17 protein-coding genes are annotated in these 18559 nt (G+C 61.6%); 8 read left to right on the top strand and 9 right to left on the bottom strand.

All coding sequences use genetic code 11. The annotated features are described in order from the left end of the window. Window positions 1–480 precede the first annotated feature (480 nt). Together ABI546_RS11000 and ABI546_RS10995 are read right to left on the bottom strand one after the other, a co-directional pair. Window positions 481–1167, bottom strand: coding sequence for a response regulator (locus tag ABI546_RS11000; RefSeq protein WP_348044154.1), 687 nt, complete (start codon window positions 1165–1167; stop codon window positions 481–483). After that, entirely contained in the window at window positions 1164–2699 is a 1536-nt protein-coding gene (locus tag ABI546_RS10995) for a DUF4118 domain-containing protein (protein WP_348044155.1), read from the bottom strand. The genes ABI546_RS11000 and ABI546_RS10995 overlap by 4 nt, the downstream gene beginning before the upstream one ends. Before the next feature lie 374 nt (window positions 2700–3073). On the opposite strand from ABI546_RS10995, the gene ABI546_RS10990 reads away from it, so the two are divergent. Continuing rightward, complete coding sequence (locus tag ABI546_RS10990; RefSeq protein WP_348044157.1) at window positions 3074–4234, top strand: aminotransferase class V-fold PLP-dependent enzyme; 1161 nt, start codon at window positions 3074–3076, stop codon at window positions 4232–4234. An 88-nt stretch (window positions 4235–4322) separates the two neighbouring features. Continuing rightward, window positions 4323–5480 carry a formyltransferase family protein gene (locus tag ABI546_RS10985; protein ID WP_348044159.1) on the top strand — a complete coding sequence of 386 codons (1158 nt, stop codon included), beginning with the start codon at window positions 4323–4325 and terminating at the stop codon, window positions 5478–5480. 52 nt (window positions 5481–5532) lie between these two features. Here the strand turns inward: ABI546_RS10985 and ABI546_RS10980 are convergent, their stop codons facing one another. Further along, entirely contained in the window at window positions 5533–6513 is a 981-nt protein-coding gene (locus ABI546_RS10980) for a tripartite tricarboxylate transporter substrate binding protein (protein ID WP_348044161.1), read from the bottom strand. A 280-nt stretch (window positions 6514–6793) separates the two neighbouring features. On the opposite strand from ABI546_RS10980, the gene ABI546_RS10975 reads away from it, so the two are divergent. Further along, window positions 6794–7741, top strand: a complete 948-nt coding sequence (locus tag ABI546_RS10975) for a hypothetical protein (protein ID WP_348044163.1) — start codon at window positions 6794–6796, stop codon at window positions 7739–7741. 48 nt (window positions 7742–7789) lie between these two features. Here ABI546_RS10975 and ABI546_RS10970 read toward each other — a convergent pair whose 3' ends face one another. From ABI546_RS10970 to ABI546_RS10960, 3 genes are all read right to left on the bottom strand, one after another. After that, entirely contained in the window at window positions 7790–8410 is a 621-nt protein-coding gene (locus ABI546_RS10970) for a hypothetical protein (protein ID WP_348044165.1), read from the bottom strand. A 39-nt stretch (window positions 8411–8449) separates the two neighbouring features. Beyond that, window positions 8450–9499, bottom strand: a complete 1050-nt coding sequence (locus ABI546_RS10965) for a DUF262 domain-containing protein (RefSeq protein WP_348044167.1) — start codon at window positions 9497–9499, stop codon at window positions 8450–8452. A gap of 435 nt (window positions 9500–9934) precedes the next feature. Further along, a complete protein-coding gene (locus tag ABI546_RS10960) occupies window positions 9935–10849 on the bottom strand; it encodes a sigma-70 family RNA polymerase sigma factor (protein WP_348044169.1) in 915 nt (304 codons plus the stop codon). Window positions 10850–11101: 252 nt separating this feature from the next. Between ABI546_RS10960 and ABI546_RS10955 the strand changes: the two genes are divergently transcribed. Both ABI546_RS10955 and ABI546_RS10950 read left to right on the top strand, forming a co-directional pair. Beyond that, window positions 11102–12526, top strand: a complete 1425-nt coding sequence (locus ABI546_RS10955; RefSeq protein ID WP_348044171.1) for an MFS transporter — start codon at window positions 11102–11104, stop codon at window positions 12524–12526. Continuing rightward, on the top strand, window positions 12523–12828 hold the full coding sequence (locus ABI546_RS10950) for a hypothetical protein (RefSeq protein WP_348044173.1): 306 nt from the start codon (window positions 12523–12525) through the stop codon (window positions 12826–12828). Before ABI546_RS10955 ends, ABI546_RS10950 begins: the two co-directional genes overlap by 4 nt. Window positions 12829–12850: 22 nt before the next feature. On the opposite strand, the gene ABI546_RS10945 is transcribed toward ABI546_RS10950, so the two are convergent. Further along, complete coding sequence (locus tag ABI546_RS10945; RefSeq protein WP_348044175.1) at window positions 12851–13657, bottom strand: DUF2182 domain-containing protein; 807 nt, start codon at window positions 13655–13657, stop codon at window positions 12851–12853. Continuing rightward, window positions 13650–14453, bottom strand: coding sequence for a DUF899 domain-containing protein (locus ABI546_RS10940; protein ID WP_348044177.1), 804 nt, complete (start codon window positions 14451–14453; stop codon window positions 13650–13652). Before ABI546_RS10940 ends, ABI546_RS10945 begins: the two co-directional genes overlap by 8 nt. Window positions 14454–14547: 94 nt before the next feature. Here ABI546_RS10940 and ABI546_RS10935 point away from each other — a divergent pair, with 94 nt between their 5' ends. Together ABI546_RS10935 and ABI546_RS10930 are read left to right on the top strand one after the other, a co-directional pair. Beyond that, the gene (locus tag ABI546_RS10935) at window positions 14548–15783 is read left to right on the top strand and encodes a helix-turn-helix domain-containing protein (protein WP_348044179.1); all 1236 of its coding nucleotides are present in this window, start codon (window positions 14548–14550) and stop codon (window positions 15781–15783) included. A gap of 9 nt (window positions 15784–15792) precedes the next feature. Further along, window positions 15793–16440, top strand: a complete 648-nt coding sequence (locus ABI546_RS10930) for a glutamine cyclotransferase (RefSeq protein ID WP_348044181.1) — start codon at window positions 15793–15795, stop codon at window positions 16438–16440. 23 nt (window positions 16441–16463) lie between these two features. On the opposite strand, the gene ABI546_RS10925 is transcribed toward ABI546_RS10930, so the two are convergent. Next, the gene (locus ABI546_RS10925; protein ID WP_348044183.1) at window positions 16464–17531 is read right to left on the bottom strand and encodes an AraC family transcriptional regulator; all 1068 of its coding nucleotides are present in this window, start codon (window positions 17529–17531) and stop codon (window positions 16464–16466) included. A gap of 285 nt (window positions 17532–17816) precedes the next feature. Here ABI546_RS10925 and ABI546_RS10920 point away from each other — a divergent pair. Further along, the coding region (locus ABI546_RS10920; protein ID WP_348046623.1) for a carboxyl transferase domain-containing protein at window positions 17817–18559 on the top strand (743 nt) is incomplete at its 3' end.

Genomic DNA, 18559 nt, shown 5'->3' with positions numbered 1-18559 from the left:
GAGGCTTCGATACCTCAGCCCGAACGGTTGGGTATTGGTTTTGGTCGAACGGTTAAATATTTGCTCAGCCCGATCGGTTGAGGTATTGACTCAGGTCGAATGAGCGGCGGTCACGCGGGCTCACTCCACCGCCAGCCGGTAGCGCACGCCGGTTTGGATCGGGGGCAAGCTGGCTCAACACACCCCGTTCGCCCTGAGGTATCGAAGGGCTGGCGCGTGAGTGGAGGCTTCGATACCTCAGCCCGAACGGTTGGTATTGGCTTTGGTCGAACGGGTGAGATATTTGCTCAGCCCGAATAGGGGTGCTTGCTCAGGTCCAACATCAGGCATTGGGCTCGCCAAACCCGTTCGCCCTGAGGTATCGAAGGGTTGTTCCCATGGGCAGAGAGGCTTCGATACCTCAGCCCGAACGGTTGGGATATTGCTCAGCCCGAACGGGTGAGGTATTGGTTCAGGTCGAATGGGGGCGATCGCGCGGGCTCACTCCACCGCCAGCCGGTAGCCCACGCCGGTTTCGGTCAGCAGGTGCCGGGGCTCGGCCGGTTCGCGTTCAATCTTGGCGCGCAGCTGCGCCATGTACAGCCGCAGGTAATGCACGTGCTCGGTGTACTCCGGGCCCCACACGTCGGCCAGCAATTGCCGGTGCGTAACCACCCGGCCCGCACTGCGCACCAGCCGCGCCAGCAGCTTGAACTCGGTGGGCGTCAGGTGCAGCGTATCGCCATGCAGTTGCACGCTGTGCAGCGTCAGGTCAATGCGCAGGTCGTCCAGTTCGTGCACCGTTACAGCCGCGGCCAGCGCCGTGCCGCGGTGGCGCAAGGCCACGCGTATGCGCGCCAGCAGCTCGCTCACGCTGAAGGGCTTGGTCAGGTAGTCGTCGGCGCCCGCGTCCAGCAGCTTGATTTTTTGCGCTTCCTGGTGGCGCGCCGACACCACCAGAATCGGCAGCGAATGCCGGCGCCGTACCTCCTGCACCAGCTCGGCGCCGTCGCCGTCGGGCAGGCCCAGGTCCAGCACAATCACATCGGGCGGGTCGTGGCGTATCAGCGCTGCGGCCTCGCTGAGCGACACGGCCGTCTGCACCGCAAAGCCTTCTACCGACAGCGACGCACGCATCAGCTCGCGCAGGTCGCGGTCGTCTTCCACCACCAAAATGCGCAGGCTCATGGCTGGGCTCCGGCCGGTTGCTGTGATTCGATGGGCAGCGTCAGGGTAAAGACATTGCCCTCGCACTCCCCGGCGCCATCGCTGCGGGGCGCAACCGTCAGGCTGCCCTGGTGCGCCTCGGCAATGGCGCGGCACAGCGCCAGCCCCAGGCCCGCGCCGCGCTGGCCCGAATGGCCGGATTGGTCACCGCGCGCATAGGGTTCAAAGATGGCCTCGTATTTTTCCGGGGAAATTTGCGGCCCGCAGTCTTTCACGGCCAGCTGCAAGGTGCTGCCTTCGCCTCCTTTGCTTTCGCCCACCACCAGATCAATCGCGCCCGTGCCGTACTTGAGCGCGTTGTCCAGCAGGTTGTCCACCAGTTGCGCCAGCAGCACCGGGTCGGCCTTGATCAGCGGCAGCCCGGCCGGCACGGTAGATGTGATGCGGCGCTGCGGGTCGCGCTTGCGTGCGCGGGCCAGCACCGTGCCGACGATTTCTTCCAGCGACTCCCATTGCCGCGCCGGCGGCTGTGATGTGTTGGACAGCTGCACCAGCTGCAGCGTGTTTTCTGTGACGGTAGAGAGGTAAGACGCCTCACTGGCAATGCTGGCCAGCAACCGCGCCTGCTCGGCCGGGCTCAGCTTGTCGCCTTGAGTTTGCAGTGCCGAGGCCGCACCCACCACGGCGGCCAGCGGCGTTCGCAGGTCATGCGAAATGGCGGCCAGAAAAGTACTCTGTACCTGCTGGCGCTGCGCCTCGCCCTGGGCTGCCTGCATCGACGTGCTGAGCTGCAGCCGCCACAACGCCTGCCCCAGCAGTGCGCACAAGGCCTCGGCATGTTCGCGCCCGCCTGTATCGTGCGCCGGTGCGGGCTCTACCCGGGCGGCGCCATACATCCGGGCCTTGTCGCCCAGCGGCAGGTACCAGGCGTTCAGGCCCGGCCAGCGCCCGGTGCCCGGGCCCAGTGTGGCGGCTTCGCGCATGCAACACGCCATGCCGTCCCGTATCGAAGGCTCCAGCACGGCCGCGTTAGACAGCTCACCGCCGGCCTCCAGCGTGCCCAGCAGGCAAGGGCCTGCAAAGGCCTCATCCAGCGCCGCCTGGCCCAGGCCGCCAATGTCGTGCGCCGTAGCCGCAGTAGAAAGCTGCGTGGCCAGACCCTGCAGCTGGCGCGCCCGCTCTTCGTTCAGCCGGGCCACAGCTGTCTCGCGCCGCAGCCCGGCTGAGAGGTGGCTGATGGCCAGCGCCACCAGCAGCATGCTGACGAGGGCAATCAGGTGCTCGTGGCTTTCCACCTCAAAGGTAAAGCGCGGCGGCACAAAAAAGTAGTTCAGCGCCGTCACGGCCACCAGCGCGCAGGCCACCGACTCCTTCCAGCCCATGGTGTACGACACCACCACCACGGCCAGCACATACAGCATGGCCTGGCTGGCAATCGTCACCTGCCTGTCGAGCAGCAGCCCGGCGCCGGTGGCCACCGCCAGCAGCAGCGCCACGATGGCCCAGTGGCGCAAACTTGTGCCGGTGGCGGGTGTGGGGACAGCTGCTTTCATCATCAGAAGCCCAGCGTACCATCGGCCGCATCAGGATTGCATCAGGAAGACCTGGCGGAGGCTGCGGCTGCCCAGCAGGCCCAAAAGTCCCCAAAGACCCAAATCCCTGGTCGGGTTTGGCCCAGGCCAGGCTCAGATGGGCCTCAGGCTTGATCCGGGTCAACTTTTACAGATAAAAAGTGCCTGCAGCCCAATCAGGACGAGCGCGAGCAGCTCCTGAATTGATAGCGCAGCGCACCCGGCTACAGCTCGCCTGCGGCCCCATGCCGCCCCCCAATCGCCCCCTTGTCGCCGCATATTTCCCCACTGCCAAAAATCCCTCATGCTGTTAAGCTGGCTGCCCCACTTTCCATAACGATCTGAGAGACAACACCATGCCCGGACTCCTCCCCAACGTTGACCCTGACGGCCTGCTCGAGTTTTCGGTGGTCTACACCGACCGCGCACTCAACCACATGTCCAGAAGCTTCCAGGGCGTGATGATCGACATCTCCAGCATCCTGAAAGACGTCTACAAGGCCCACGCCGTGGCCCTGGTGCCCGGCAGCGGCACCTACGGCATGGAGGCCGTGGCCCGCCAGTTTGCCGGCGGCAAGCACGTCATGGTTATCCGCAACGGCTGGTTCAGCTACCGCTGGACGCAAATCTTTGACATGGGCCACATCCCTACGTCGCACACAGTGCTCAAGGCAAAACAAACCGGCCCCGGCGCGCAAGCCCCCTGGGCACCCGCACCCATTGCCGATGTGGTGGCCGCCATCGCCAAAGAAAAGCCCGCAGTCGTTTTTGCTCCGCACGTTGAAACCGCCTCCGGCATGATCCTGCCCGACAGCTACCTGCAGGCCGTGGCCGCCGCGGTGCATGCCGTGGGTGGCCTCTTTGTGCTTGACTGCATTGCCTCCGGCGCCATGTGGGTCGACATGAAGGCCACCGGTGTTGACCTGCTCATATCGGCCCCGCAAAAAGGCTGGAGCAGCTCACCTTGCTGCGCCATGGTCATGCTCAGCGAGCGCGCCCGCGCCGCCATTGACGGCACCGCCAGCTCCAGCTTCGCCTGCGATTTGAAGAAGTGGATGCAGATCATGGAAACGTACGAAAACGGCGGCCATGCCTACCACGCCACTTTGCCCACAGACGCGCTCACACGCTTGCGCGCCGCCATGCAAGAGACCCAGGCCTACGGTTTTGCCAAAGTGAAGGCCGAGCAGGAAGCCTTAGGCAGCAAGGTGCGCAAACTGTTTGAAAGCCGCGGCCTGCCCAGCGTGGCCGCCGAAGGCTTCAAGGCCCCGGGTGTGGTCGTCAGCTACACCACCGACCCAGACATTCAGTCAGGCAAAAAATTTCTGGCCCAGGGTTTGCAAACCGCCGCCGGCGTGCCGCTGCAATGCGACGAAGGCGCTGACTTCAAGACCTTCCGCGTCGGCCTGTTTGGCCTCGAGAAGTGGCACCAGTCTGACCGTACCGTGGGCCAGCTTGCCGCCGCGCTCGACCAGATCGGCCTGGTCGAGAAGGCGCGCCAGCCAGTCGCGGCCTGATCGCTGTTTTTCATCGGGAGCTTCGGCTCCCTTTTTGTTGCCTGTTCAGTTTTTCAATCAACTTATTCATTCATAAAGAGACGTGTCAATGAAATGCGCTTTGGTGGGTTCCCGTTTTTTCGCTGCCTCGGTTTTTGAGGCGCTCCGTAAAGAAGAAGGCATTGAGTTCACCAGCGTCGTGGCCCCGGCCGAAGACGACCGGCTGGCGATTGCCGCGCGCGCAGCCGGCATCGCCGTGCACGTGCTGGCCAACCCCAAGATCGTGCCCGGCGAAGCCATTGCCGAAGGCACCGAGCTCATCATCGCCGCGCACACCCACGCACGCGTGAGCGACGACGCCCTCGCGCGCTCGCGCCTGGGCGGTATCGGCTACCACCCCTCGCTGTTGCCGCGCCACCGCGGCATCGCGGCCGTCGAGTGGACGATTCTGGAAGGCGACCCGATTGCCGGCGGCTCTGTCTACCACCTGGCCGACGGCTGGGATGCCGGCGCCATCGCCGCGCAAGACTGGTGCTTTGTCAAAAAAGGCGAAACCGCCCGCGAGCTGTGGGAGCGCGCCCTCGCGCCCATGGGCCTGGCACTGCTCAGCAAGGTCGTGCACCACGCCCGCCTGCAAGGCAACTTGCCCGCTGAGGTGCAAGACCCAGCCTTTGCCACCCGCGCCCCCATGCTGCGCAAGGCCGTGGTGTTGACTGAAGAGGTCTCGTCCACCAACACCTCGCTCGTCGTCTCCATCGTCGGCACTGATCGCCAGGGCATCGTCAGCGCATTGGCAGACAAAGCCCAACGCTTCGGCGCCAACTGGGCCGCCAGCCGCATGACGCGCCAGGCCGGTGAGTTTGCCGGCATGGTCCACTTCGAAGTGCCCCGCGAAAGCGCCGACAACCTGGCCACCTCACTGCGCGGCCTGCAGTCCAGCGGCTTGCAAGTGGTCGTGGCTAAAAGCGACGGCGCCAACACCCCTGCCGCACTGCGCGTGTTTGAACTGGAGTTGGTAGGCGAAGACCGCCTCGGCATCGTCAGCAATTTGACCAAAATGCTGGCCGAGCGCGGCATCAGTATTGAGAGCATTCATACCGACATCGTGCGCAGCGGTGTGTCGGGCAAGCAGACCTTCAAGGTGGAGGCGCACTTGCTGGTGCCGGCTAACTTGTCTGTGGAGGCGTTGCAGAAAGAGCTTGGTACCTTGGCCAGCGAGATGATGCTGGATATTGCTTTGGGCGAGCGGCAGGTTTCAGTCGGCTAGAGCTTTTATTTGGTGGCCAGGTACAAGCCTTGGCCTGGCCACCACGCCCTGCTTACTGCGGCACCAGGCCGGCGGCTTTCACCAGCTCGGCATGAATGCGAATCTCTTCCGAGATGACTTGCGCCAGAGGCTTGGCCTCATCGGGTGCGGGCTCCATGCCTATTTCCAGCAATTTGGTTTTGGCATCACCCCGCAGGAAAGCCTTGGCCGATTTGCTGATCTTGTCCAACACCGGCTGAGGGGTCTTGGCCGGCGCCAGCAGCCCGATCCACGCCGATAGCACCACGTTGTTCACGCCGCCTTCCTTCAGCGTCGGAATGTCCGGCGCAGAAATGGCGCGCTTCTCACTCAGCACACCCACCGCATGCAGCTTGCCCGACTTGATGTGCGGCAGCGCCTCTGGCAGCGGCGCAAAAGCCATGTCCACCTGGCCGCCGATCAAATCAGTAATGGCCGGTGCACCGCCCTTGTAAGGCACGTGCAGCAGCTTCACGCCGGTCTGGCTTTCAAACATCAGGCCCGCCAGATGCTGCGGGCTGCCGTCACCTGAAGAGGCATAGGTCAGCTTGCCGGGGTTGGCCTTGGCAGCCGCCAATATGCTGGCCGGTGTTCCATATTTGGCCTTGTCATTCACCACCAGCACCATGGCCTGGTTGACTAGCTTGGTCACCGCCACAAAGTCGGTTTCCGGGTTGTAGGGCAGCGTCTTGAAAATGCTCTTGTTCGTCGTCAAGAAAGACGCCGGCGACACCATGATGGTGTAGCCATCCGGCACCGCCTTGGCTACCACCGGCACGCCAATCTGGCCCGAGCCGCCGGCTTTGTTGTCCACCACAAAGGGCTGGCCGAGGTCGGTGGCCAGTTGCTGGCTGACCTGGCGCGCCACCATGTCTACGCTGCCACCGGCTGGTAGCGCGACGATGACTTTGACTGGGTGGTTGGGATAGGTGTCTTGGGCGAAGGACAGCTGGGTGAGCGTCAGACTGGAGGCGGCGCAAATTGCGAAGCAGAAGGTGCGGGTAGTAATCGGCATGAGTGGCTTTCAGCGTTGATGGTGCTTGACGGTGTCAGGCCCGCACTCTGCAAAGCCTGTCCCCGCCGCAGGCGTGCGCACGCAAGTTATATGCCCATATAAATAGAAACTAAGACTCCCGCTTTCGCAGGACGTATGTTTAACTCGAACTAGTGGTTGAAGATCGCCTCGCATCGTCAGAAGTCTGAGATGCTGGCCGATCGCGGCATCAGCATCGAGAGCATTCACACCGACATCGTGCGGGGCGTTGTTTCGAGAAAGCAGACCTCCGAGGCATCAATTGAAAATATTATTTCTTGACCAGAATAAATGGATTGAGCTTGCGAGAGTGCGCTCCGGGGCGCTTAAGGACGGCCCTTCGTGCATCGTCTACGCTGAACTTCATGACGCAGTTGAGCAGGGTCGCGTGTTAGCTCCCCTAACAATCACGCACATTGTCGAAACTTCAAAGCGCAATGACCTGTCAAGTCGCGCGCATGTGGCTGAGGTTCAAGCAAGCCTTAGCAGAGGATTTGTATTTAGAAGCCGAAAGGCGCGACTATTGGTTGAAATGCGAAATGCCTTGCATTTAATGTTTGGCGAGCCGCCGATCTCTTTGCCGCCAAATTGGGCGGTTGTTGCCGGATTCATGCAGGCATTTGAACCTTTCGACTCGCTCTTTGCTTCTCCCGGTGATGCTGGTATCGCCGATTTTCTAAACCAGCATCTTGATCCTAAACAGCAATATCTTAGTTACATGCTGGGTCAAGATGACAAACTTCGTCGTGCAGCGCACGCCGCTTTCTCAGCCAGTTCGAGTGAATTACTAAGCCGGATCGAAAACCGTCGCAAGGTTATGGAGGGGGAAACAATGGACATGCGCTGGAGAGCCTATGCTGCCCAACTCTTTCTAGATCATCAAGGATTTACTGCTCATCTTCTTGGTGTTATCGGTCATACCGTTGATGAGATGAAACGCCTTGGTGCGGAAGCTATTGTTTCCTTTATACGAAACGTACCGACCTTGAATGTAGAGGCCGAATTGGCTGCTCGCTTAGAAGCACAAACTGGCCCGTTGGAGCCCAATGACATTCGCGACATGTTGTCTTTTTATACCGCCGTTCCTTACGCAAACCAGCTGGTCGCTGAAAAGGGCTTCATATCACTCGCTCGACAAGCCAAGCTTGATACACGTTATGGGGGTAATTTTTCGGTGCAACTGGGCGATATCCTTGAACTATACAAATGACGTCTTTATCGGCAAGAAGTGTCAATTTCTAAGGGTGTGATGCGGATCCTATTGGACGGCTCTTGCCGCAATAGTTCGCATGTCGTCAAGCCAGCTTAAAAATGCAAATTGCATAGTGCCGGGATCACGCCAAACCATCGCATCTGTTGGGTGCTTTACTCGGGAAGCAAGATAAGAAGTCGCAAGAGATTCAACTTCCGCTCGAGTTTGATGATTTCTATGCGCGCAAGCATTTCGAACTAGTTGACAATGTTTTGGTCCAGGTAAGCCGCCCGCAAGAGTCCCGATCAAGTTCCCGGCGTTGCCTGGGTTTAGAGCATTAACTATTGCAACGATGTGGGTGACGTCACCCCAGGTTGGTTCTTTACGGAGAAGATGATTCAAGTTGCCTGGCCGAACCATTGCGCCTTGGCTTGCTCGCATGGCTACATAAGATGCTCGTTGCCAGTTCACTGGAAGTATCGATGCGGGATGAATAACTCCAAGTTCTGTTGAGCATCCAGTGGCAGAGCGAATCAACAATTGACGAACGAAGCTGCAATACGCTTGCCATGCATCTGAAAGCACCCCTTCTAGTCGATGTCGCCGCCGTTCTTTTTCATGCGACGAAGTCATAGAAAGGCTGTCCTTAAATCCTTCTTCACATCTTGTGATGCGTAATTCGAACATGAATCGCAGAGGAGGCAAATCCACTGTAAAAGTCCCGATCTACAGCTCGTTTCGTAGGGCGAGGCAGAGTATTGATATTCGAGTGACGCGCTGCTTCTCTCGGTTTGATCCAGCACTCATCGCTTCCACATATTCGGGAAATCGTGAGAGATCTTTGCTTTCGTGTGCTGCAGCAAGTTCCAATAAATTTGCCGTTGCCCTCTCTGCGGAGCATCCGAGTGCAGCCCCAATCGGCGGAATACCCGAAATTTCCTCGAACCCTTTAAGGCCTACGGTGTTGTGATGTATTGCGCAGAAAAGTGCATGCAAAGCGAATGGCTTTGTCATGTAGGAATTTCGAATTGGGGAAAGATCTTGAGCGATGATGTTGAAAACCTGGTCAAGAGTGGCCTCAACATCATCCGCTTGAGGGAAGGAAGTATCGAAGGCTTTGTACAACGCGTGAAGCTTAGCGTCGCTTGTGCTGGTGACGCCATTTTCGAGAGCTAAAACTAAATCGGCAATAAATGCTGCGTCGGCCATTCTGACTATCTGCCGTGTTGTAAATATCTCCCACTCCGACAGAAGATTCATATGATCTAGTACGCGTGTAACCATGTCTTTGAATTCGCCAAAAAACTCCGAATGTCTTTTCTCTGCTGCATTAAGCGGCAATGTATAGGCATTCATTCGTCGGAACATCTGAAGGATTTCGGCTCTGCCAGCATCGCGAATAACGTCAGTTGACACCGTGTAGAAGAGTAGTCTGTCTTGCGTTTCTTCATCCAGATCAGAGAATCGTCGTCCTTCATATTTGGATGAGTTCTTTCCAAGAGCAAACTTGTCATTCAGAAAATCTTGAATGGTAGTGATGCGTTGTTGCCCATCAACAATTTCGGTCCGTACTTTTTTTGATCTCCTATCTAGGAATTCGTGAAAGTAAATTTTTGGAAATGGAAAACCTTCCAAAATCGTATCGATGAAGTAGCTTCTGGATGCATTTGGCCAAAGACCCGGTGATCGTTGGTATTCCTTGTTAGCGATTAAGTCGCCACGATTGAGCATATCGCGGAGATTTGCTATCGATAGTCTGCTTTCATCTAGTCTCATTGGGTACCTTTCGTCAGTTCCACGATCACAGTTATTCCGGACTTTACACTGCAGGCGAGCGAAGGATGGGGGCTTTTTTGAGTGAAGTTCTTTGCGTTGCTGTAGCTGCGAGGTAGATTGAGATCGAACAGGGGCTCTCGATTAATTAACTTATCCCGAAAATTCGCTGGACGTCTCGTTGAATGCATTTCTAAATGCGTTTAGAAAGCTCTTCTCATTCGAACCTCGAAACCTCGGCCACCTGCTTGATAAGCTTGCCCGTCCTCAGCAGCAGCCCTTCCTCCTGAAGCGGGTGATGCAATGAGCGCGTCGACATATGTAGTGCCGCCGCCAAGGTCTCCGCATTGTGCGAAGCCACCGCAGGATTCGCCAGCGCCTGCCGTACCTGTTCCACCGCTAGCCAGTCGCGCCGATGCTGTTCCTCAGCGCCAGTAGTCAAACATCAAAGATCGCCCCGTCCTCAAAATAAAACGCATACCTGAAGTCCCGGATCATCTCCAGCTTCCCCTCCTGCCAATCCAGCGCAACGACGTAGTCCGCATTGACAGTGGCATCACTCTCCTGGTGAATCCAGATAGCGGGCCGGCCTTCGATGTTGGTGGGCGTGACGTGCATCACGCCTGTCACGGCTGAATACCGGCCAAAGTATTCGCCCACATCCGCCTTGCCGTCCAGCTGCAGGCGTGCCACCAAATTCAGGTGCACCTTATCGCCCAGCATGTCGCGCAGGCCGTCAAAGTCTCGCGCGTTAAAGCGTGCCGCATATTCGGTTAGCAGGGCCTGGTCTGTTGGCGACAGGGCTGGCGGTGGCGCTTTGTCTGCCGACTGCTGGGCCAACTCGCGCAGGCGCAGGCGGCCGCGGTGCAGTGAGGCCTTGATGGCGGGCAGGCTGACGTTCATGACGTCGGCGGCTTCGTCCATCGCGTAACCCAGCACGTCGGCCAATATCACCGCGCTGCGCTGCGCCGGCAGCAGTTGCATAAAGGTGCGCAGTGCTGCCGTGGTGGCATGGCGCAGCTCGGCGCTGGCGTGGGGGTCGGCGGTGGTGTCGGGCTCTTCATCGGCTAGGTGCACTTCTTCACGCGCCTTGCTTCGCAAAAAGTCCATGGCCGTGTTGTGCGCAATGCGAAACAGCCAGCCTTCGGCGTGCTGCACTGTGGCGGGGTCATAGGCCTGCGCGGCTTTGGCCAGCGTGTCTTGCACGATGTCTTCGCCGTCAAAGATGGAGCCGGTCATGCGGGCGCAGTAGCGGTGCAGCCGGGGGCGCAGCGTGCCCATGAGGGTGATGAACTCGGGCAGAGCCGGGTTCGGCGCATCGGGGGCCGTGATGGAGTGGGGTGTGGCGTTCATAGAGGAGGGCCTTGGCTTGATTGTGCTTCGGGGGTCTTGGTTTGGGTGGCTTGGCCGATGAAAGGTTGCCGCCGCACGGGGTGATTTCCTTGGGGTGATTCCTTTATGCGTCTTCTTTGAGACGTTGGGCGGGCCCCAAACGATGCGCGGGCACGTAAAAATAATTTTGCATCGATTCGCTGGGCGTCGTCGTCTTTGGCAATAGGGGCAAGGCATGTGGTGTGCCGCCCGCCAAAAAGGAGCGATGAAGTGATGCAAGTGAATCAACCAGACAATCCAGGCTTTACCGTGCAGCAGCGCTGGGTGCTGGGCCTGGCCGCGGCCGGGTCGTGCATGGCGGCGCTGGATGCGCTGGTGGTTACGACGGCGCTGGACACGCTACGGCATGAGTTGTCGGCCTCGGTTGAGGCGCTGGAGTGGACGGTCAATGCCTATGGCCTGAGCTTTGCCGTGCTGCTGATGACGGCGTCGGCACTTGGCGACCGGTGGGGCCGCCGCCGGGTTTACAGCGCCGGGCTGCTGGTGTTTGCCGCCTCGTCGGCCGCCTGTGCGTTGGCGCCGGGCATTGGCTGGCTGATTGCCGGGCGGGCGCTGCAAGGCTTGGGCGCGGCCATGGTGCTGCCGCTGGCCATGGCTTTGCTGGCGGCTGCGTTTCCACCGGCGCAGCGGGGCAAGGCGCTGGGGCTGTTCAGCGGCGTCACCGGCCTGGCCGTGCTGGCCGGGCCGGTTGTAGGGGGTGCGGTGGTGCACGGCCTGGCGTGGCAGTGGATCTTCTGGATCAACGTGCCGTTTGCCCTGCTGGTGGCCGCGCTGGTGTGGCGCAAGGTGCCCGAGAGCAAAGGCGCCCCGGGCAAGCTCGACTGGCGGGGCGCGGTGCTAATGGTGCTGTCGTTACTGGGCCTGGTGTGGGGGCTGATGCGTGGTGCGCACGATGGCTGGTTCAGCGGGCCTGTGCTGGGTGCGTTGGGTGCCGGGCTGGTGCTGGGCGCGGCGTTTGTTGCGTCGCAGCGCCGTGAGGCGTGGGAGGCCATGGTGCCGCCCCGGCTTTTTCGCTCGCCGGTGTTTGCGGCCGCCAACGTGGCGGGCTTCTTGATGACGGCGTCGTTGATGGGCACGCTGTTTTTCATGGCGCAGTTTTTTCAGGTGGTGCAGGGCCGCTCGCCATTGGGTGCGGGCCTGAGCATGCTGCCGTGGACGGCCACGCTGTTTTTAGTCGCGCCCGTGGCGGGGGCCATGGTGGCGCGCGTCGGCGCGCGCACGCTGGTGGTGGTAGGTCTGGTCTTGCAGGGCATTGGTGTGGGCTGGGTGGCATTGTTGGCCGGCCCTCAAACTGCCTACGCGCTGTGGGTGCTGCCCATGGTGGTGACCGGCGCGGGTGTTTCCATGGCCATGCCGGCGGTGCAAAGCGCGGTGCTGGCCGAGGTAGAGCCGGGCGATATCGGCAAGGCCTCGGGCTTGTTCCAGACCCTGCGGCAGCTCGGCGGTGTGCTGGGCGTGGCGATTGCGGCCACGGTGTTTACAGGCGCGGGCGGCTATGCCAGCGCGCAGCAGTTCAGCAGCGGATTTGCCCAGGCACTGGCTGCCTGCGCCGTTCTTTCTTTGGCCGGTGCTGCGGTGGCTTTGCGCCTGCGCGGCAAGGCACCCATTTCCCTTCAACCCACAGGAGTAAAAGTATGAGAGCAGTCATGATTCGTTACCGCGTTAAACCCGAAATGGCCGAAGAAAACGAGCGGCTCGTCCGCGCGGTGTATGCCGAGCTGCAGGCCGTCAAGCCTGCCGGCCTGCGCTACCACACGCACAAGCTGCCCGATGGCGTGAGCTTTGTGCATGTGGCCATGTACGACGAAGGCGTGGATGAAAGCCCCTTGCCCAAGCTGGCAGCTTTCAAGGCGTTCACCGCAGATATCAAGGCGCGCTGTGACGAGTTGCCCGCCACGCAAGAACTGCAGCCCGTTGGGTTCTTCAGCAGCTTCAGCTGAAGTGACCAGGCTGGCGGGCTCTTCACAAGACCCCGCTTGCCCGCGCGACCATGAACCAGCCTGCACCGGTGGCGATGACACCGACCGCGAGGGCGATGCGCTCTCCGGCCGGGACAATGCGTTCTGCCGTAGTGGCCGCTGTGACGAGTGCCATCGCGCCCAGGTCCATCACGCCCATGACGAGCAAGATGACCGTGAGGCCGGCGCAGGAGCGGCTGCAATGCAGGCCGAGCCGCAGCCCATGTTGCCAGGCCGCGCCGGTGCCTGCTGCGAATGCCTGGTGCTGTTCAACTTGTCCCCGGCAGCAAGCCAGCGAACGTGTCTTTGATGCCGTGAATTGAAACAACCCGCCGAGCAGTACGGCCATGCCACTGGCCAGCGGAAGGGCGCGCGCTACAGCGGGGATTTTCATGGCCGTTTCTGCCAGCGCGGCGCCCAGCGCAAAGATGGCCGCCCCCAGCGCAATCCACACGCAGAAGTAGGCTGCGCCCGCTACTGTGAGCAATGCGGTCAATGTGCCCGGGTGCGCATGGCCGTGTGCGCCCAGTGCCTGCCGGTAGCGCCACAGCATGGGCGCCAATGACGGCAACATCATCGCCACCATCATCACGGCCCACATGCCGATGAAAGACGCCGCAGTGCCAGGCCATGTCTGGCCGCACACGGGTAGCCACGCCATGGAGAGCGCCCCGCCGCCGGGCATGGGAATCTCCCCCATACCCGACATGGACTGGCTCCAGCGAATGGTTGCTGCGGTGCTGGCGGCAACCAGCAGGGCCGTAACGCCGAGGAAGGCGGGTAGCGCGTGGCGGTGATGCGCCTCAGGCACAGCAGGCCGCTACAGCGGCTGCTTGCGGGGCTTTGTATTCGTCATGGCGGCGCCACCAGATGCCGGTTTCGTTGCGGCCCAGGGGCGCGCGGTCCAGCCATTGGTACGAACCCCAAAGCCCGTCTACGCCGCGTGAATAGGTCGAGTAGTGGTGGTAGACCACACCGTCTTCAAGCACGAAGGTGCTCATGCCCGGCCTTTCGCGTGTGTAGCCCGATGCGTCGATGCCGCTGCTGGCGGCGAGCTCGGCCACCGGGCCGGTGCCGCCACCCTCCTGGCCTTCGCGCCACTCCCATTTGGGCTCGCGCGTGAAGTTGTAGTCAATGCCGCGCTCGCGTTGCTGCTGCTCGGTAAACGACACGTTGAAGTCAAAGTTAAAGTCGCTGCCGAACGAGGACGCCCAGGGGAAGGTCCAGCCCATGCGGTTTTTGTACGCCTGCAGCTTGGCCAGCGGTGCGCGTGACACCACTTGCAGCGCCACGTCATGGTTGGCAAGGTGAACCGCGAAGCCGTTGAAGCTGTCGGCGATCATCGAGCACGAGGGGCAACCGGCCTTGTAGTCGGGCCCGAACATGAAGTGGTAAACCATCAGCTGCGAGCGGCCCTGAAACAGGTCGGCTAGCGAGGCTTTGCCTGCGTCGGTGTCGAAGGTGTAGTTTTTGTCGATGCGTACCCAGGGCAGTTGCTGGCGTTGTTGTGCCAGTTCATCGCTGTGGCGCGTCAGCTCTTTTTCGGCGGCGAGCAGCTTGATGCGTGCGGCGGTCCAGTCTTCGCGGGTTGCTGTGGTGTGAGTCATTGGCGTGTTCCTTTCGTGGGTGGTTGGTGAAGCACGCGCTTATAGTAGGAATGAACACGCGAAGGGTGAGAGTGACAAATGTGGCGGGATTCGAATGGATGCACTGATCACGGCAGCCGCGCTGGCACTGGCCGCCGGTGATGTGCTGGGTGCACTGAACCGTGTTGCCCTGCGCAACGACGCACCCGCGTTGGCGCTGCGCGGCATTGCGATGGCGCGGCTGGGTGACCTGGAGCGCGCCAAGGCCTTGCTGCGCAGTGCGGCCCGCGCCTTTGGCACCAAAGAGGCCGTGGCCCGCGCGCGCTGCGCCGTAGCCGAAGCCGAGATTGCTCTGGTCTCACGCGACCTGGGCTGGCCTGTTGCGGCGCTGGACGCCGCGCGCCTCACACTTGAATCCCACGGCGACCAGGCCAATGCTGCGCATGCTGGGCTGTTGCAGGCCCGGCGCCTGCTGCTGATCGGCAGGCTGGACCAAGCCGAACAAACGCTGGCCGGACTGGACCCTGCACCGCTGCCACCCGCATCGAAAGCGGCGCATGCGATGGTGGTGGCCGGGCTGGCGGTGCGGCGCCTGCACACCCAGGCCGCGCGCACGGCATTCGCTGAGGCGGGCCGCGCTGCGGCGCAGGCGCGTATTCCCGCGCTGGTGGCTGAAGTCAACAGCGCCTTGCTGGCGCTGAACGCGCCCGCGGCGCGCGTGGTGTCGCAGGGCGAAGAGCGTGCGCTGCTGCTTGATGAGGTGGAGGCGCTGCTGGCTTCCAACACCCTTGTCATTGACGCTTGCCGCTACGCCGTGTGCCAGGCCGGCACATCGGTGCCGCTTGCCGGCCGGCCGGTGCTGTTTGCGCTGGCGCGCGCTTTGGGTGAGGCCTGGCCTGCCGATGTACCGCGCGAGGTGCTGGTGGCCAAGGCCTTTCGTGGCAAAGAGGCCGACGAGTCTTACCGTGCGCGCTTGCGCGTTGAAGTGGGGCGGCTGCGCACCCTGCTGCGGCCGCTGGCCGGTGTGGTGGCCACGAAGGATGGCTTTGTGCTGCAGCCGCACCGCGTGGCCCCGGGGGCGGCGGGGCTTGTGGTGCTGGCGCGGCCGATGGAAGGCGCGCATGGCGAGGTGCTGGCGCTTTTGTCGGATGGTGAGTCGTGGGCCAGCTCTGACCTGGCCTTGGCCCTGGGCGCCAGCCAGCGCACGGTGCAGCGTTCGCTGGAGTCGTTGTTGCAAGCGGGCAAAGTGCAGCGCCTGGGCCAGGGGCGTTCACGCCGCTGGATGGCGATGCCCCTGGTGCCGGGATTCACGACAACCTTGTTACTCCCGGCTTCGCTGCCCGGTGAGTAGGATGAAGCCATGAAAAAATCCAAAGCTGAAATTGTTCGCGAATACGGTCCCTTCCCCGATGTGGAGAAGGTCAATGGTGTGACCTATGACGGGCAACACGTCTGGTTCGCCTCCGGCCAAAAACTCAATGCGCTGAACCCGGCGAGCGGCAAGACGGTGCGCTCCATCGACGCGGCCGCACATGCGGGCACGGCGTTTGACGGGCAGCATCTTTACCAGGTGGCGGAAGACCGCATTGAAAAAGTTGACCCCGCTACCGGCCAGGTGCTGCACACGATTGCATTGCCGGGCGGCGGCGCCGGGCTGGCATGGGCCGAGGGCACGCTGTGGGTGGGCCAGTTCCAGAAGCGGCAGATTCTTCAGCTTGACCCGGTCACGGGCGCGGTGCTGCGCACCATCGAGTCCAACCGCTTTGTCACCGGCGTGAGCTGGGTAGACGGCGAGCTGTGGCATGCCACCTGGGAAGGTGATGAAAGCGAGTTGCGCCATGTGGATGCGCACACCGGCGAAACACTGGAGGCAATGGATATGCCGGCTGGCATGTTTGTCTCGGGGCTGGAGTCTGACGGCGCAGACCAGTTCTTTTGCGGTGGTGGTAGCAGCGGCAAGGTCAGGGCGGTGCGCCGGCCGGCGCGGCGCGCTGCGGCCAAAAACTGAAGCAGGGGGCCTTCGGCACTTCCCTAAAGCCCCGGCAGGCCCTTGCGAAACTCCCCTGGGCTCATGCCTGTCCATGCGCGGAAGGCCCGGGTGAAACTTTTCTCATTGGTAAAGCCGCCGGCTGCGGCCACTTGCTTGATGGGCTTGTCGGTGCGCAGCAGCAACTCCTTGGCTCTTTCGCTGTGCACCTCGTCCTTCAGTTGCTGCAATGACGCGCCTTCTTCCTGGAGCTGCCGATGCAGCGAGCGCGAAGACATGTTCAGCGCCGCGGCCAAACTCTCTGCGTTGTGCGAGGCCAGTGAGGGGTTGGCCAGCGCCTGCCGCACTTGCTGCACCAGCAACCTGTCACGCCGGTACTGCAGCACGGTGAGCGGAAGGGCTCGCTGGAGCATCTGCTGCAGGGCTTTCTCATCGCGGCGCAAAGGCAAGTCCAGGTAACGCGCATCAAACCTGAGCTCAGCCTGTCCTGAGCCTGTCGAAGGGGCTTGCGTGGCGTTGAACTGCAGCATGGGCCCGGGAAACATCAGACCATAAGCCTCCACATGCTGTGGCGCCCCAAACGGAAAGCGTGCCCCCTGCAGCGGGATGCGCGAGTCCACATACCAGCAGGCGAGCCCGTGAATGTTGCGCAGCACATGCACCAGGCAAAACTCGCGTGCTGCACCCAGGTCGGTGTGTTCTTCAATCGTGATGCTGGCGGTGTCGCCGCTGGTGCTGAGCTTGAGGATGATGTCGCCTGTCAGCAAACCATGGTGGCGGCACCAGCGTTTGAGTGCCACGCCCAGGCTGGGTGAGCTGATGGAGGCGCGGGCCAGCATGCCGTAGCTGCCCCAGGGCAATTTGCGGCTGAAAGCACCCAGGCCTTCGTCGTCAAGTTGCTGCATGGCGGCGCCTGACAGGGTCTCCATTTGCTGCGCGGTGATGTGGCCCTGCACGGTTTGCAGTTGTTTTGGCGTGATCTGTGCCAGCTTCAGGGCTTCTGCCGGGCTTTGCTCACGGCGCTTGTAGGCGGCCACAATGCTTCTGGCAAAGGCCATAGGGGTGGCGGCTTTGGGCGTATTAGCGGGTTTGACGAGAGTCCGGGCGGGCATACGGTAAATTTTCCTATGCGTTGGCAGGATTTGCAACCTAGTTGGCCGCTCTGATGGGGTGGGTTTTCGCTAAGCTGGGAGTTTGGCGTTAAGGTGTGGCTTCGATAGGCTCGGCCCGACGGGGAAGGCTTCGATACCTCAGCCCGAACGGATTCGGGGAGAGAGCTTCGACGAGCTCAGCCCGAACGGAAGGGGCGGCTTCGACAGGCTCAGCCCGAACGGGGAGAAGCCCGGATAGAGCAATTGGCCCGCCTACGAATAACGCCGCTTAGCAACGAGGAAACCATGCCCGCTCTCGAGACACAACTCAACGCCCGTTCCGCCGACTTTCAGGCCAATGCCGCTGCCATGCAGGCGCAGGTAGACGACCTGAACGCACAGGTTGCCAAGGCCGCCCTGGGTGGCGGCGAGGCCACACGGGCGCGGCATGTGTCGCGGGGCAAGCTGCTGCCGCGCGACCGGGTGCAGATGCTGCTGGACCCGGGCACGCCTTTCCTGGAGCTGGGCCCGCTGGCCGCCAAAGGCATGTACCCGGACAGGGACGGCAGCGACAGCGCGCCGTGCGCGGGTGTCATCACCGGCATAGGCCGCGTGAACGGAGTGGACTGCATGATCGTGTGCAATGACGCGACGGTCAAAGGCGGCACCTATTACCCGATGACGGTGAAAAAGCACCTGCGCGCGCAAGAGGTGGCGATGCAGAACGGCCTGACCTGCATTTACCTGGTCGACTCGGGCGGCGCCAACCTGCCCAACCAGGACGACGTGTTCCCGGACCGCGACCATTTCGGCCGCATCTTTTTTAACCAGGCCAACATGAGCGCGCAGGGCATCGCGCAGATCGCCGTGGTGATGGGCAGCTGCACGGCGGGCGGCGCCTATGTGCCGGCCATGAGCGACGAAACCATCATCGTCAAAAACCAGGGCACGATTTTTCTGGGTGGGCCGCCGCTGGTGAAGGCGGCCATTGGCGAAATCGTCAGCGCTGAAGACCTGGGCGGCGGTGACGTGCACACGCGGCTTTCGGG

The organism is Polaromonas sp., assembly GCF_039932935.1.
Taxonomy (GTDB): Bacteria; Pseudomonadota; Gammaproteobacteria; order Burkholderiales; family Burkholderiaceae_C; genus Polaromonas.
This window is presented reverse-complemented; position numbering and strand designations above follow the sequence as displayed.

Excerpts from the sequence above, each read along its gene's own strand:
- ABI546_RS10950 (WP_348044173.1), top strand. The coding sequence starts at position 12,523 with ATGAGAGCAGTCATGATTCGTTACCGCGTTAAACCCGAAATGGCCGAA.
- ABI546_RS10990 (WP_348044157.1), top strand. The coding sequence starts at position 3,074 with ATGCCCGGACTCCTCCCCAACGTTGACCCTGACGGCCTGCTCGAGTTT.
- ABI546_RS10925 (WP_348044183.1), bottom strand. The coding sequence starts at position 17,531 with ATGCCCGCCCGGACTCTCGTCAAACCCGCTAATACGCCCAAAGCCGCC.
- ABI546_RS10930 (WP_348044181.1), top strand. The coding sequence starts at position 15,793 with ATGAAAAAATCCAAAGCTGAAATTGTTCGCGAATACGGTCCCTTCCCC.
- ABI546_RS10970 (WP_348044165.1), bottom strand. The coding sequence starts at position 8,410 with ATGTTCGAATTACGCATCACAAGATGTGAAGAAGGATTTAAGGACAGC.
- ABI546_RS10935 (WP_348044179.1), top strand. The coding sequence starts at position 14,548 with ATGGATGCACTGATCACGGCAGCCGCGCTGGCACTGGCCGCCGGTGAT.
- ABI546_RS10980 (WP_348044161.1), bottom strand. The coding sequence starts at position 6,513 with ATGCCGATTACTACCCGCACCTTCTGCTTCGCAATTTGCGCCGCCTCC.
- ABI546_RS10955 (WP_348044171.1), top strand. The coding sequence starts at position 11,102 with ATGCAAGTGAATCAACCAGACAATCCAGGCTTTACCGTGCAGCAGCGC.
- ABI546_RS10985 (WP_348044159.1), top strand. The coding sequence starts at position 4,323 with ATGAAATGCGCTTTGGTGGGTTCCCGTTTTTTCGCTGCCTCGGTTTTT.
- ABI546_RS11000 (WP_348044154.1), bottom strand. The coding sequence starts at position 1,167 with ATGAGCCTGCGCATTTTGGTGGTGGAAGACGACCGCGACCTGCGCGAG.
- ABI546_RS10960 (WP_348044169.1), bottom strand. The coding sequence starts at position 10,849 with ATGAACGCCACACCCCACTCCATCACGGCCCCCGATGCGCCGAACCCG.
- ABI546_RS10940 (WP_348044177.1), bottom strand. The coding sequence starts at position 14,453 with ATGACTCACACCACAGCAACCCGCGAAGACTGGACCGCCGCACGCATC.
- ABI546_RS10995 (WP_348044155.1), bottom strand. The coding sequence starts at position 2,699 with ATGAAAGCAGCTGTCCCCACACCCGCCACCGGCACAAGTTTGCGCCAC.
- ABI546_RS10965 (WP_348044167.1), bottom strand. The coding sequence starts at position 9,499 with ATGAGACTAGATGAAAGCAGACTATCGATAGCAAATCTCCGCGATATG.